This window comes from Anaerobacillus alkalilacustris (assembly GCF_001866005.1).
GTDB lineage: Bacteria > Bacillota > Bacilli > Bacillales > Anaerobacillaceae > Anaerobacillus > Anaerobacillus alkalilacustris.
Genome location: NZ_MLQR01000004.1, coordinates 66,431 through 80,853, shown reverse-complemented (window position 1 = coordinate 80,853; position 14,423 = coordinate 66,431). Strand labels below are relative to the sequence as shown.

Annotated in this window: 12 protein-coding genes and 1 other RNA gene; 2 read left to right on the top strand and 11 right to left on the bottom strand. The window is 35.7% G+C overall.

The genetic code is table 11. From position 1 onward, the window contains the following. Nucleotides 1-20: 20 nt before the first annotated feature. From BKP37_RS05055 to BKP37_RS05035, 5 genes are all read right to left on the bottom strand, one after another. Complete coding sequence (locus BKP37_RS05055) at nt 21-686, bottom strand: tetratricopeptide repeat protein (protein ID WP_071308595.1); 666 nt, start codon at nt 684-686, stop codon at nt 21-23. Nucleotides 687-791: 105 nt separating this feature from the next. Then, nucleotides 792-1,904 (bottom strand): tRNA 2-thiouridine(34) synthase MnmA, encoded by a 1,113-nt coding sequence (gene mnmA, locus BKP37_RS05050; RefSeq protein WP_071308594.1) that lies wholly within the window; start codon nt 1,902-1,904, stop codon nt 792-794. Nucleotides 1,905-1,922: 18 nt separating this feature from the next. Further along, the gene (locus BKP37_RS05045; RefSeq protein ID WP_071308593.1) at nt 1,923-3,065 is read right to left on the bottom strand and encodes a cysteine desulfurase family protein; all 1,143 of its coding nucleotides are present in this window, start codon (nt 3,063-3,065) and stop codon (nt 1,923-1,925) included. A gap of 126 nt (nt 3,066-3,191) precedes the next feature. Continuing rightward, nucleotides 3,192-3,611: a cysteine metabolism transcriptional regulator CymR gene (gene cymR, locus BKP37_RS05040; protein WP_071308592.1), complete on the bottom strand. Its 420-nt coding sequence runs from the start codon at nt 3,609-3,611 to the stop codon at nt 3,192-3,194. Further along, nucleotides 3,544-4,215, bottom strand: coding sequence for a YczE/YyaS/YitT family protein (locus BKP37_RS05035; RefSeq protein ID WP_071308760.1), 672 nt, complete (start codon nt 4,213-4,215; stop codon nt 3,544-3,546). The genes cymR and BKP37_RS05035 overlap by 68 nt, the downstream gene beginning before the upstream one ends. Before the next feature lie 666 nt (nt 4,216-4,881). Here BKP37_RS05035 and BKP37_RS05030 point away from each other — a divergent pair. Together BKP37_RS05030 and BKP37_RS05025 are read left to right on the top strand one after the other, a co-directional pair. After that, on the top strand, nt 4,882-6,204 hold the full coding sequence (locus tag BKP37_RS05030; RefSeq protein ID WP_071308591.1) for an AAA family ATPase: 1,323 nt from the start codon (nt 4,882-4,884) through the stop codon (nt 6,202-6,204). A gap of 517 nt (nt 6,205-6,721) precedes the next feature. Beyond that, nucleotides 6,722-7,357, top strand: a complete 636-nt coding sequence (locus tag BKP37_RS05025; protein ID WP_071308590.1) for an RsfA family transcriptional regulator — start codon at nt 6,722-6,724, stop codon at nt 7,355-7,357. Nucleotides 7,358-7,716: 359 nt separating this feature from the next. Here the strand turns inward: BKP37_RS05025 and BKP37_RS05020 are convergent, their stop codons facing one another. The 6 genes from BKP37_RS05020 to ssrS form a co-directional block, all read right to left on the bottom strand. Continuing rightward, on the bottom strand, nt 7,717-8,436 hold the full coding sequence (locus tag BKP37_RS05020; RefSeq protein ID WP_071308589.1) for a LutC/YkgG family protein: 720 nt from the start codon (nt 8,434-8,436) through the stop codon (nt 7,717-7,719). Between the two features lies 1 nt (nt 8,437). Beyond that, on the bottom strand, nt 8,438-9,868 hold the full coding sequence (locus BKP37_RS05015; protein ID WP_071308588.1) for a LutB/LldF family L-lactate oxidation iron-sulfur protein: 1,431 nt from the start codon (nt 9,866-9,868) through the stop codon (nt 8,438-8,440). Between the two features lie 12 nt (nt 9,869-9,880). After that, complete coding sequence (locus BKP37_RS05010; protein ID WP_071308587.1) at nt 9,881-10,600, bottom strand: (Fe-S)-binding protein; 720 nt, start codon at nt 10,598-10,600, stop codon at nt 9,881-9,883. 180 nt (nt 10,601-10,780) lie between these two features. Next, nucleotides 10,781-12,367 carry an L-lactate permease gene (locus tag BKP37_RS05005; RefSeq protein WP_071308586.1) on the bottom strand — a complete coding sequence of 529 codons (1,587 nt, stop codon included), beginning with the start codon at nt 12,365-12,367 and terminating at the stop codon, nt 10,781-10,783. Between the two features lie 538 nt (nt 12,368-12,905). After that, nucleotides 12,906-13,667 carry a tRNA threonylcarbamoyladenosine dehydratase gene (locus BKP37_RS05000; RefSeq protein WP_071308585.1) on the bottom strand — a complete coding sequence of 254 codons (762 nt, stop codon included), beginning with the start codon at nt 13,665-13,667 and terminating at the stop codon, nt 12,906-12,908. A 386-nt stretch (nt 13,668-14,053) separates the two neighbouring features. Beyond that, nucleotides 14,054-14,230: non-coding RNA, 6S RNA (ssrS, locus tag BKP37_RS04995), on the bottom strand. Between the last annotated feature and the right edge of the window lie 193 nt (nt 14,231-14,423).

The following is a 14,423-nucleotide window of genomic DNA, read 5'->3' as shown; positions in this document are numbered from 1 at the left end:
ATAACTACCTCTCTCAAGGATTATTGTTCTGAGAGTAATGCTTCTAGCTGCTTCTTTCCATTTCCCGCAAGTAAATGATCTGGTTGAATTTTTAATGCTTTATCAAACATATTAATTGCTTTTTGGGCATCTTCTTTATATGCATAAGCTACACCTAAATTATAATAAGCATCAGCATGATCCTCTTTTTTTGTTACTACTTGCTCAAAAACACGAATAGCTTCATCAACTTGTTCAAGTTGCGCTAGCGTTAAACCATATTGAAATAATGATTCAATGTCATTCGGATTTTTTTCAATGGCTGTTTGCAAATTAGCTAAAGCATAAGGGAGAAGTCTTAAATTGTAGTAACATAGTCCGAGCATAAAATATACGTCTGCTTCATCTAAACCATAACGAATAGCAGCTTTAAATTTCTCAATTGCTTCCTCATATTTCTCTTGATCAAAAAATGTATTCCCAGCACCGTAATAGGCAGTTGCTAATTTCGAATCGATTTCTATTGCTCTATTATAAAAAACAATAGCTCGTTCTTTATCTCCGATTATCGATAACAAATGACCAAAATTAACGTATGCCAATGCATCATTTGGATTTTTTTCAATCAATTCATTTAATAACGTAGCAGCTTCCTCAATTTTTCCTTCTTGAATGAGGCGGGCTGCTTCTAAATGTTTATTTTCCATATAGTTAATTCCCTCGCTTTATTTCTTTAAGATTAAGTCTAACAAAAACAAAGTAAAACTACATTATTTTAATGGGAAAAAGTGGACTTCCACCAATAAAAGGGGTTAGTCCACTTTTTTTATAACTTTATCAATAGTTCCGCCACCTAGGCATTCATCACCATTATAAAAAACAACAGCTTGCCCTGGTGTAATCGCTCGTTGTGGTTCATCAAAGATTACTTCTAAGATGCGTTCATCTTTAACATTAACAGTTACACCGTTATCCGGCTGACGGTAGCGAAATTTAGCAGTACATTGGAAGTTACTACTGACAGGTTTTTCACTAACCCAATTAACATTAATAGCCGTTAGACCCTCAGAGTAAAGACTTTCATGGTGAAACCCTTGGGCTACATAAAGAACATTTTGTTCTAAATTTTTTCCAACAACGAACCATGGCTCTCCAGATCCGCCAATTCCTAGACCGTGCCTTTGACCTAACGTATAATACATTAACCCATCGTGTCTTCCTTTTACTTCCCCATCTAGAGTTTGCATATCTCCAGGTTGGGCAGGTAAATACTGACTTAAAAACTCTTTAAAGTTACGTTCGCCAATAAAGCAAATTCCAGTACTATCCTTTTTATTCGCTGTTGCAAGTTCAGCTTTTTTTGCAATTTCTCTGACCTCTTTTTTTGGCAGTTCTCCAATTGGAAACATCGTTTTAGAGAGTTGCTCCTGACCCAAAGCATTCAAAAAGTAAGTCTGATCTTTGTTATCATCTATACCACGAAGCATTTTGTATTCACCATTACGATATTCAACTCTTGCATAATGACCAGTAGCTAAATAATCCGCACCTAAAGACATCGCGTGCTCTAAAAAAGCCTTAAACTTTATTTCTTTATTACACATTACATCTGGATTAGGTGTTCTACCTGCTTTATATTCATCTAAAAAATACGTAAACACTTTGTCCCAATACTGCTTTTCAAAATTTACAGCATAATACGGAATTCCAATTTGGTTACAAACTCGGATGACATCGTTGTAATCTTCTGTAGCTGTGCATATACCATTTTCATCCGTATCATCCCAGTTTTTCATAAATATTCCGATAACATCATAACCTTGTTCTTTTAAGAGGTATGCTGCTACTGAAGAATCAACTCCACCTGACATCCCTACAACAACACGAGTATCTTTTGGAGCTTTAGTTTGCTGATGATTGAGCATTACCTCACCACCTCTCAATTACTTTTTAATGCGTTGAACAATTTTCACCGTTTCATAGGCAACTTGCTCAATTTCTTCTATAGTATTTCCTAAACCAAAACTAAAACGAATCGACGACATAGTTCTTTCCTTATCACTAGGAAACATGGCCTTTAATACATGGGATGGTTCTAGACTTCCAGCTGTACACGCCGAACCACTAGATGCAGCAATTCCAGCTATATCAAGATTAACTAATAATGACTCTATTCCAACCCCTTGAAAACTTACATTTAAAATATGTGGCAGGCAGGAAGTCTTTTTTCCATTTATTTCATAAGTTAATCCTTGTTCATTAAATATGGAAATCATCTTATCACGAAAAGCACGATATTGCTTGCTTTTTGCTTGTCTTTCAGTGATAGCTATTTGTGCTGCTTCTCTCAGACCTACAATACCAGCAACATTTTCCGTTCCAGCTCGTCTTTTTCTTTCTTGTTCTCCTCCAAACAGATGCGGTTGTATTTTATGTTTACTGTTAGCGTATAAAAACCCTACACCTTTTGGACCATTGATCTTATGAGCAGAAGCACTTAAAAAATCAATCTTCATTTCTTTCACATTAATTTCTTCTATTCCATACGCTTGAACTGCATCAGTGTGAAATGCAATACCTTGCTCAGCTAGAAGATCACCAATTTGCTTGATTGGTTGGAGTGTTCCAACCTCGTTGTTACCATACATAATGGACACAAGAATTGTATCTTCACGAATTGCATTTCGTAAATCCTCTAATATGATTTCGCCGTATTCATTCACCTTTAAATATGTAACGTCAAAACCATTTTTCTCTAAATGCCCACATGTATGTAGTAGAGCGTGGTGTTCAATAGAAGTTGTAATAATATGTTTTCCTTTCGCTCTATTAGCCATAGCATAGCCAACTACCGCTAAATTGTCGGCTTCTGTACCACCACTAGTAAAAATAATTTCTTTTTCACATGCATTTATCGTTTTTGCAATTACAACTCTAGCTTCATCTACTACAAGTCTTGCTTTTCGACCGAATTGATGAATACTAGATGGATTTCCAAAATTCTCATAATAAAACGGTATCATCGCGTCAACAACAGCCAAGTGTGTAGGTGAAGTCGCTGCGTGATCTACATATATCGATTTCATTATTTTCATTTTCACCTTCTTAAATATCAATATAGAATGTACCTATGAAGATACATCTAATTAATAAACTTTAAGGAATTATTAATTAGATTTTCTACAAAACATTACATTCTAAATTATTATGGACTAAATATAGAACATATAGTATTCTTGATCACCCTTATCTTCAAAGTTTGCCAGATCTTCTAAGGTTGTATTATCAAGAACATCTTTTACCGCATCTCTAATCTTTATCCATAGATCTCTTTTTGCTGGTTCTTCATCTTCTAGAACTTCTACAGGACTAATTGGCCCTTCTAAGACACGAATAATATCACCAGCTGTAATTTGATTTGCTTCTTTTGCTAACATATAGCCACCGTATGCGCCTCTAACACTCTTCACTAGTAAGGCATTTCGAAGTGGTGCAATTAATTGCTCTAAGTAATGTTCTGATAAATCATGGTCTTTTGCAATTGATTTTAAGGAGATTGGTCCTTCACCGTACTTCTTTGCTAACGCCATCATGATGGTTAATCCGTAACGTCCTTTTGTCGAAATCTTCAATTTTAACCCCTCTTTCTATAATACGATCTACTAAACGCTGACATTGAGGTAATGTAATTCCTACTATATTACCAATTGTTAAACTAAATAGGATTGTACCTATAAAAACAGGCCCTCCTAAACTCCAACCAATTGATAAAACAACAATTTCCATTACTGCTCGAACATACTGAACTTTCCAGCCACTCTTTTCTGTAATGGCAATCATTAAACTATCTCTAGGTCCTGCTCCACACTTTGGTGCAATATAAAGCCCAATTCCATAGCCTATTACAATAATTCCTGTAAAAAGCATAACATATTGTCCCACAATTGTCGTAGGTGTATCAATAAATAATCTAAATGTGTCGATAAACACACCTACTAATAACATATTTATTAATGCTCCTGACTTGGGCCATTCTTTCATTATTAAACTTGCAATTACAATAATACAAATACCTACTAAAATTGACCAAGTACCAACTGTCAATCCAATCTTTTTAGTTAACCCAATATGCAATACATCCCATGGTGCAACCCCTAGATTAGCCTCAATCATTAGAACTACCCCTAGAGACATCACCATCAACCCGACTAAGAAAATTAGCCATCTTTTTATCATACTTCCATTTTCTCTTCTCAACTAGTTTCATCCTCTCATAAGAAAAGCACAAGCGCCTTGGTCACGAGCGCAGGGCGCCCGCCTATCGGCGACAAACACTGGAAGGTCGGCAAGGAGCGGTCTGCTCTTTGACCGCAATCTATGTGCTTCTGCGTCTGACAGCAATGCTTCGAAGGAGGCTTCCTCGAAGCATTGCTGTCAGACGAGTAATCGCAGGAGCAATTGTTTATCGTGCGACGAGTAATCGCAGGAGCAAAGTAGCAATCCAGGAAGTCAGTGAAGTCAGAAACTTGACTGAAGTGACCGAGCTCGTAGGCTGCTTGCGCTAGACAGTTTTCAAGTTAGAAATTTATAAATTCTGACACTGTAAGAAAAACACAAGCACCAAGAGCACAGACAAAAAACACTTAAAGGACTACACAAAGTAGTCAGTGGTATGCCGTAACGAAAGAAATGAATTCATTCATCAATTGCACCAGAGCTAGAGTATTCTATATCAAATGATATTTCCCCATTTTGTAAAAGCTAACCTAAAATTCCTCATCAATTATAGCACGAATCGTAAAATTGTAGGGAGCCGAAATAAAGATATATAAGATAATCGTTGCAATTAGATCAGTCATCATGTATTTTTGACTCAAAGAAACTATGAGGAGTACGAATACAGTGGATTTATTTAATTATTCAGCAAAAAAAAATGAAAATCTTAAAGGGCCATTAGCAAGTCGAATGCGCCCAAGAACGATAGATGAGGTTATAGGGCAGGAAGAAATTTTAGGAAAAGGCACTTTATTACGAAGGGCAATTAAAGCAGATCGTTTGACGCCTATGATTTTTTTTGGACCACCTGGAACAGGGAAAACCACACTTGCAAAGGTTATTGCAAATTCTACTTCTGCTGCTTTTGAGCAACTGAATGCAGTTACAGCTGGTATTGCTGATATTCGTCGTGTTATCGAAATTGCAAAAGAAAGATTACTGATGTATGAGAAAAAAACTATACTGTTTATCGATGAAATCCATCGCTTCAACAAAAGTCAACAAGATGCTTTATTACCATATGTAGAAGATGGTACAGTTATCCTCATTGGAGCTACAACAGAAAGTCCAATGTTTGAAATTAATCAAGCATTACTTTCACGCTCGAGGCTGTTTCAATTAAAACCACATTCTGATAATGACTTAAAAAAAATAGTGAAAGCAGCTATTAGTGACAAAGAACGCGGCTTTGGTAACTACTCAATTGAATTAAAAGAAGGTGCACTTAATCATATAGTAAATATCGCAAATGGCGACGCACGTTCAGCATTAAACGCACTCGAACTTGCTATTTTAACAACTGAACCTAATGAAAATGGCACAATTATTATTACATTACAAATTGCAGAACAGTCAATCCAAAAAAGGATTGTCCGCTATGATAAAAAAGGTGATAATCACTATGATACTATTTCTGCATTTATTAAAAGTATACGGGGCTCAGATCCTGATGCCACTTTATACTGGCTAGCTAAAATGCTATATGCTGGGGAAGATCCAAAATTTATTGCAAGAAGACTATATGTTCATGCAGCTGAAGACATCGGTCTTGCCGATCCTAATGCTCTACTTATCGTTCAAGCAGCAGCATACGCTGTTGACTTTGTCGGGATGCCTGAAGCAAGAATCCCTTTAGCAGAGGCTGCCTTATATTTAGCAACAGCCCCTAAAAGTAATGCTGTAATTGTAGGAATAGACCAAGCTCTTGAGGCAGTTAAAAAAGAAAAAACAGGTGAAATTCCTGTTCATCTAAGAGATGCTCATTATAAAGGAGCAAAGGAATTAGGACACGGAGTCGGCTATAAATATCCTCATAACTACGAAAAGAATTATGTACCACAACAATATTTACCTGACCATATGGTTGGGAAACAATTTTATACCCCTTCGGAGAACGGGTATGAAATGACCGTAAACAAGCGACTTCAATACTTTAAGCAACGAATTTAAATGTAAATGTAGAATGAATAGTATTGCTTTAGAGCAGTTACTTACATTCTACATTTTTTATTTTAATGTTTACTACAAGTTAAATCAAAACTATCCCCACTCTTTAAACAATCTAGTTCCCAGAGCCTTAATCACACTTAAGTTCAAATTCAGAAAACTCAAACTATATGTTTGGTTGTCCTTGTGTTGTGAAATAAGATCATTCCCAAACTGATGAATTTATCAAGTTAGTTTCAGCATTGTAGTAATACATATAATACCTGCCTTCTAAATAGTTTGAAAGATAAGAATATCAAGATAGTTAACTATTCTTGTAAAATGAAAAAACTAGATTACTACATTCCACTTAAAGATGAGTGACTTCTAACTTTTAAATATTACATCTATGAAAAAATCAAACTGACTATGTATATTTTTTTTTAATACTGGAAAAAGTATTACTAATAATTGACATTAAAAGTTTTAAATAATTGCGTAGAAAAATAGAAAACAAATATTTTTAGGAGATGAATGATTAATGAAAATAAGACAAGATGCCTGGTCATCAGAAGATGATTTATTACTAGCAGAGACTGTATTACGCCACATTAGAGAGGGTGGAACTCAGTTAAAAGCATTCGACGAAGTAGGCGATGAACTAAACAGAACTTCAGCAGCCTGTGGTTTTCGATGGAATGCAGTTGTTAGAAATCAGTATAATGAGGCAATAAAACTAGCAAAAAAACAACGAAAAGAAATGAAAAGAAGATTGTTAAATAAACCTACTACCCTTCAACCGGAAATGGAAACTGCGATGATGCCATTACCTGAAATGAGAGTTACAACTGATCAAAAACAAAGTATAAGTCTAAAAGATGTACTTCAATTTATTCAGTCTATGGCATCTAAGGAAGGTAGTTCATTAGAATTAAGAAAAGAAAACGAGAAATTAATGAAAGAAAACTTACAGTTAATGACCGAGAAAAAAGAAATAGAAACAAAGCTTACAAAACTCGAAAAAGATCATCGAGTTGTTGAGGAAGACTATCAATCACTAATTCAAATAATGAATAGGGCAAGACGTATGGCACTGTTACAAGATGAAGATGAACACGTTCAAGCACCAAAATTTCGTATGGACAAGAATGGAAACTTAGAAAAGATTGCAAAGTAAATAGGATAGTGCATGCCATTTACAAGAAAAGCGCAAGGCGCCCACCTATCGGCGACAAACACTGGAAGACCTGCTCGTACCGGTCGGGTTTTTGACCGAAATCTACGTGCTTCTGCGTCTTCTAGCATAGCTTTGAAGTAGGCTTCCTCGAAGCAGTGTTTTGTGCGACGAGTAATCGCAGGAGCAAAGTAGCATGGAGCATATTCAAGAAGTAATCCAAGAAGACATTGAAGTCAGTAACTTGACTGAAGTGACCGAGCTCGTAGGCTGCTTGCGCTAGACAGTTTTCAAGATAGAAATTTATAAATCCTGATTATTAAATAAAGCATCGGAAAATCCGATGCTTTATTTAATATTTATTATTTATCTTCTACAATAATATACGTAGCTTTTATTGGTCCATGAACCCCAACTACTAAATTTAATTCAATGTCAGCACTATTACTTGGACCCGATATAAAATTAATACAGGAAGGGAGACGACTTTCTTGAGCCATTTCATGTATCTTTTTAGTAGCTTGTGTCATTCGTGGTACAATTGTACTTTTTGGTATAATAGCAATATAGGTTGCAGGAAGTAGACTAACAGAACGCCCTTTTCCCTTATCACTAAATAATACGACAGAACCAGATTCAGCTAACGTTATATCAGAGAATGTAATCCCAATGTTCGCACGTTCTGCAATTTCAACATTTTCTTCTCCTAGAGTAGGATCCCAAACATGATATTCTTTTCCTTCATCATTAGCAAATTCTGCAAAAGTATCTATTAGGTTATATTCTTCAAATCGAGGATCTTTCCAATTAACGATAGATTTCCCACCGAGTTCTGAAATGGCCTCCTTTAGAACATTTGTTAATGTTTGTAGTGTAGCACGTTTAGCTACAGTGTGAATTCGTTGACACTGATCCTCTAATTGATCTACTAATTGATCTTGTGACAGACCCTTAAAAACTTCATATTGCGGACGGTTTTTCCACTCGGGGAGAATAACACCTTCTGCTTTACGCTCCCTACCTAGGGATTTAGCAATATTATTGAGAAATTTATCTTTATTATGAACTGTTCCAACTGCCATATTAGTTACCTCCTTTGTCACGATTCTCAAACCATGTTCTGAACTTATCTTTGCCTTTACTCAGTTCAGGAAGATCGCGAATATCTGTCCAAAGCTTAACCGGACCAGGACCTTCAGAGATAAACCCATTTTTTGTAAACGGACCCATTACAGTTGGAGCCGTTTTCGTTCCTACACTATAAACACTCGGTGAAGATGCAGCAAACGCATATCCTTTCATAGCCAACTTTTCAGCAAAAGGTGCTTTCCCTTCTTCTTCTACCATTACACGCCGATGCTCAATTAATAGATTATGAAGTGGGATTTTAACAGGACAAACTTCTGTACAGGCGGCACATAAACTTGATGCATAGGGCAATTCTTTATATTCATCATAATCGCTTAATAATGGATTTAAAACTGCTCCAATTGGCCCTGGATAAATAGAACCATAAGAATGTCCACCTACATGACGATAAACAGGACAGACATTGATACAAGCAGCACAACGAATACATTGTAGGGCACTTTGAAATTGAGTACCTAATATTTTTGACCTACCATTATCTACTATTACTAAATGGAATTCTTCCGGGCCATCGACTTCTCCATCTTCTCTTGGTCCAGTTAAACCCGTAACATAACTCGTTAGTTTTTGCCCAACCGCACTTCTAGCAAGCATACTAGTTAAAATATCTAGTTCTTCCCAAGTAGGTACAATTCTCTCCATACCCATTACTGTAATTTGTGTTTTAGGTATTGTTGTTGCTAGTCTTGCATTTCCTTCATTTGTTACGAGTGAAATTGACCCTGACTCTGCAACTGCAAAGTTACAACCTGTTATACCTACTTCACCTTCTAAAAAATCTTTTCGTAATACTTCACGTGCAAATAGAGCTAACTCTTTTGGATCACTTGTTTTCTCATAACCTTTTTTTTCCATAAATGTGTCCCGAATTTGCTCTTTATTTTTATGAAGAGCTGGGACAACAATATGGGAAGGCGGATCATGGTCATCTAATTGTAAGATCCACTCTCCGAGATCTGTTTCAATTACCTCACAACCAATAGATTCTAGAGCTTGATTCATACTTATTTCTTCGGTAACCATTGACTTTGACTTTATAATCTTTTTAGCACTTTTTTTTGAAACCACACCTTTAATGTAGTCATTTGCTTCTTGGGCAGTTTCAGCAAAGAAGACATTGCCACCATTCTTTACCACATTTTCTGCTAACTGCTCCAAGTAAAAGTCTAAATTCTCAAGTGTATGTTGGCGAATTTCCTCAGCAAGGTTTCTCCAATCTTCCCAATTTCCTAACGCATTTATTGAGTCTAATCGACGACCTTGCATTCGTTCTTGTGCACTAGCAACGGCTTTACGCATAAAATCATTGTTAATTCCATTTTCTACACGATTAAAAAATTTTTCTTCCCCAATTTTTATTGCCATTCTTTCACCACCTTATTTACTATTTAATACTTCTGCAATATGCATGACTTTTATTTGTTTACCTTGACGATTAATTCTTCCGCCAATATTCATTAAACAACCTAAATCAGCTCCGATTAAAACTTCTGCATCTGATTCTTCAATATGTTGTACTTTTTCATTAACCATTTGCTCTGAAATAGGTACCATTTTAACTGAAAATGTTCCTCCGAATCCACAACATTGCTCTTTATGTGGAAGCTCTGTAAACTCTAAACCTTCAACGTTTCTCAGTAAATTCATTGGTGCATCCTTTACTCCTAATAAACGAGTCATGTGACATGACGTATGGTAAGTGGCCTTTGCTTGAAGTTTTGCACCCACATCGTTAATTTTTAAAACATTAACAAGAAATTGAGTTAATTCATAGGATTTACTTTTTAGTTCTTCGGCTTTTTGTTTCCATTCAGGATCATCTTCAAATAAATGAATATATTCATGTAACATAGAAGTACATGAACCCGAAGGTGAAACAACATACTTGGCATCTCTAAACACATTAATCATGTGCTTCGCTACTTCTTTTGTTTCACGGTGGTAGCCACTATTAAAAGCGGGCTGACCACAGCACGTTTGCTTTTTCGGAAAATCTACTTCACAGCCGAACCGTTCAAGAATTTCTACTGTACTTTTCCCTACTGATGCTGGATAAACAACATCTGCTAAACAGGTTAAAAATAAGGAAACCTTCATTTACTTTTTCTCCCCCTAGGTCATTAATAATGACAAATATGAATTTTACGCGATTAAACTTAGATGGATGCGCTCTCAACTGAACTACTAAATAATTTAGTAACCCAAATCTATTATATAAGATAATAGATTTGGGTTACCATGAAATTATTTCCATAACCAAGAGTAAAGCAATTGTGTTTACAAGGTCAAAAATAAAACTGTAGCAGCAATTCCTACTAATAGCCCATATATAAGGGCAGGGGCCAATGTTTTACGAATAACTTCCCCTTCTTTACCAACAAGCCCAACAACCGCTAAAGCTGCAACAACGTTGTGTACACAAATCATATTCCCTGCAGCTGCTCCTGCCACTTGCTGCGCCAAAATAAGGTTTGTGTTTAATCCTGTCTCTATCGCTACACTGTACTGAATCGGAGCAAAAGTAAGTGTTGATACCGTTGCACTTCCAGTGATAAAAGCTCCAAGAATTCCGAGATAAGGTGCAACAAATGGCCATACGCCACCAAACGTAGACGCCATAGATAATGCAATATATTCCGGCATCGACACGAGATCACTCGTGTTCATTCCAGAATTCGAAAATACTTGCACAAGTGCCAAAGTAGGAATTAACGCTAGTGCTGCCCCCTTAACAGAATTTAATGATTCCTTAGAAGCTTTCGTAAAACTTGAAAAAGTACTCCTTTGTATAAATACCGAGATCACTGCAGCGAGTACAAGAACTGCTCCTGGAGAATATAGCACTTGCCACGCTGAATTAATTCCTTCTATTCCAAGTACATTATTCCAACCCAGGTCAATTGTATTTTGCGTGAATTGCTTAATTGGCGTAACAATTCTTGTTAACAAAAGCAAGACAACGACAATAAAATATGGACTCCATGCAGATACAAGACTCATATCAGATTTCTTCTCTTCCGCTTTAAAATCCTTAGCCAAAGCATCTTGCCATACAACTTTTGGAATGAAAATATTCTTCTTTGCTGTTAATGTCGCAATAGCCATTGCCGTAATCGACGCTAAAATTGAAACAAATTCTGGTCCGAACAACCAAGCATATAAAGCAGCTGAAAGAGTATAGGATGCACCTACTAGTAACGTCCAAGGTAATAGTGAAAATGCACTTGATAGCCCTTTTTTCTTTTCAAAAGCAATTGTTAAAACAAGAACTAGAATAAATGGTATTAATGTACCTACCAATAAATCCATTAATGTAATTAAAATTCCAACCTCTTTAAAGAGCTCGACCCCTGCTCCTTCAATATTGCTTAGCCCCACAATAATCGGAGTTCCAACAGCCCCAAATGATACCGCTGTACTATCGGCAATTAGTGCTGTAGCGGCAGCAGCTAAAGGAGTGAATCCAAGAGCCACTAGCAATGGTCCAGTAACCGCCGCAGGTGTTCCGAAACCCGCCGCACCTTCAATTAAACTTCCAAATAGAAAAGCCACTATAACAACTTGAACTCTCATATCCGGAGAGATATTCCGGAAACCTTCATTAATTCTATCAACAGCTCCAGTGTTCTTTAAAGTATTTAACAAAACAATGGCCCCGAAAAGAATAAATAAAATCGTTATTGCCCTGTGTGAACCTTGCAAAATAGACGCAGACAATATTTCGATATTTAATCCCCATACTGTAAAAGCAAACAAAATTACGATCACTGCACTGTAAAGCATCCCACGCTTTGCAGGCATTCTCAAAAGGACTAAAAATATAAATGGCGCGATAATTGCACTAAATGCTGCTAATAATTGCATAATGTAACCCCCCCATAAAATTCATGCTTATCCCCAACAAACCATTAGTGCTAAGTTACCTCCAATCCTTGTAAAATCACCCAAATTACTATTTTTGATTAGTAAACATTAGTTGTAACCGCTTTCATTGTATGTAAGATTTTGAAAGTAATCAATGAGATCGTTCAAAAAAATTTCACAAACTTTCATTTTTTAGTTATATATAAGAAATCTAGTATAATATTAAGATTGTTTTTTGTACATTCATACAAAATTTATTTTTATTTAAGAATAAAAACTACAAGACTGACACTAAAATTTCAAAATTAGTTGAATGAAATTCATTAAAATATTAATTTATCTTGGAAAGGTCTAATTAGGAGGGTGTTTGAATGTTGAATTGTATATAAAGCTGAACTTCAATCAGAGGGAGTTTTGCTTCATCCCCCACTGATTGTTAGTTTAACTTATACCACAGGCATAAGAGTAACTAATCATCAGCTTTCACTGATGAAAGTTATTCTATATCGGACATTTAGGGGCGGTGTAACAGTAATTATTAGCGCTCTATTTTTATATCTTTGAGTAAAGAGGTAATCACATGACCTGCCATTATAAGACCTGATACAGAAGGGACAAATGCATTTGATGAAGGAGGCATTTTAGCTTTTCGAATTGGAGATTCTTCTTGTGCCTTGGATACAATCTCTTTTCTTATTTCTTCTCTAATTTTAATCGGTTGTTCATCAGAAAAAACAACATTTATTCCTTTATGTATACCTTGTTTTCTAAGTTTTGTTCGAATGACTTTTGCTATTGGGTCGTAGCTAGTCTTGGAAATGTCCGCTATTCTTAATCTTGTAGGATCCATTTTATTTGCAACTCCCATACTAGAGATAATAGGGATTTTGCGTTTTAAACATTCTTTCATTAAATGGATTTTATATGAAATAGTATCAGAAGCATCTACAACAAAATCAAGCCCATAATCAAAAAACGTTTCATATGTTTCTTCAGTATAAAACATCTTTAATGCAATCACTTCACATTCAGGGTTAATATCTGCAATCCTTGCCTTCATTAAATCCACTTTAGGTTTTCCAACTGTTGATAATAACGCATGAACTTGGCGATTTACATTTGTAATATCAACATCATCCTTATCTACCAAAACTAGCCGACCTACCCCCGACCTGGCAAGAGCCTCAGCTGAAAATGAACCGACTCCCCCTATACCAAGAACAGCAACCGTACTGTTTTTTAAAATAGTTAATCCTTCATGTCCAATTGCTAGTTCATTTCTAGAAAATTGATGTAACATTAGTTAATTCTCCTTCCAAAATACCTATATGCTTATTTCACGATTTTGAATATATCATAAAACTTCATTAGATGTAAATTTAGATCTTCATTAAACAGAAAATTTTTCCCCACGGATTGAATAATAACAATTATTTTTATCAAGAAGCTGAAACTTCAATAAGCAAGGGAAACTCTCCAATCTACATTTTTTGTTCATTTAACTTATCCTACCTTTTGAGCAATTAATCGGTCAGCTATGCACAGAAAGCTTTGGATTTTCTCAAGTTTTGAAAGTTTATTGCATCTTAGGGGCGATTATATCCCTTCTTATACTATCAACCAAAACTAACAAGGCTATACAAAAAACCTAGGAACTCTCCTAGGTTTAAAAAGTTAGTATAAAGTTAGAGTCCCAATGTGCCGTAAAAACATAGTTTTGAACCTGCTCTCGCAGGTGGGTGCCCTGTTTAACTTCTTGTACTTCCTTTCAAGAAGGCCTGCACGCCAAGCTAAAACTTCAAGCTCCCATATTAAAAGTGTTGGCTCAAAACGTATAGTATCCTACGAACACCTCAGGACTCTAATGGATTAACTTTATAATATCACGATCTTTTTTAGATTTCAAGTTGAGATGCACGTTAACGTAAAACAAACATTTTTTTAGTTAATTACCCTTAAATGGATTAGATTTTAGCTTCTATAGATAACTATAACTAGTAACGTTAAATTGTGCGTCACTAGTTATATATTTTATGACGCTAAGTATATAAATTCA

Coding starts and splice junctions, on each gene's coding strand:
- BKP37_RS05055 (WP_071308595.1), bottom strand. CDS start 686: ATGGAAAATAAACATTTAGAAGCAGCCCGCCTCATTCAAGAAGGAAAA.
- mnmA (WP_071308594.1), bottom strand. CDS start 1,904: ATGCTCAATCATCAGCAAACTAAAGCTCCAAAAGATACTCGTGTTGTT.
- BKP37_RS05045 (WP_071308593.1), bottom strand. CDS start 3,065: ATGAAATCGATATATGTAGATCACGCAGCGACTTCACCTACACACTTG.
- BKP37_RS05035 (WP_071308760.1), bottom strand. CDS start 4,215: ATGATAAAAAGATGGCTAATTTTCTTAGTCGGGTTGATGGTGATGTCT.
- BKP37_RS05025 (WP_071308590.1), top strand. CDS start 6,722: ATGAAAATAAGACAAGATGCCTGGTCATCAGAAGATGATTTATTACTA.
- BKP37_RS05020 (WP_071308589.1), bottom strand. CDS start 8,436: ATGGCAGTTGGAACAGTTCATAATAAAGATAAATTTCTCAATAATATT.
- BKP37_RS05015 (WP_071308588.1), bottom strand. CDS start 9,868: ATGGCAATAAAAATTGGGGAAGAAAAATTTTTTAATCGTGTAGAAAAT.
- BKP37_RS05010 (WP_071308587.1), bottom strand. CDS start 10,600: ATGAAGGTTTCCTTATTTTTAACCTGTTTAGCAGATGTTGTTTATCCA.
- BKP37_RS05005 (WP_071308586.1), bottom strand. CDS start 12,367: ATGCAATTATTAGCAGCATTTAGTGCAATTATCGCGCCATTTATATTT.
- BKP37_RS05000 (WP_071308585.1), bottom strand. CDS start 13,667: ATGTTACATCAATTTTCTAGAAATGAACTAGCAATTGGACATGAAGGA.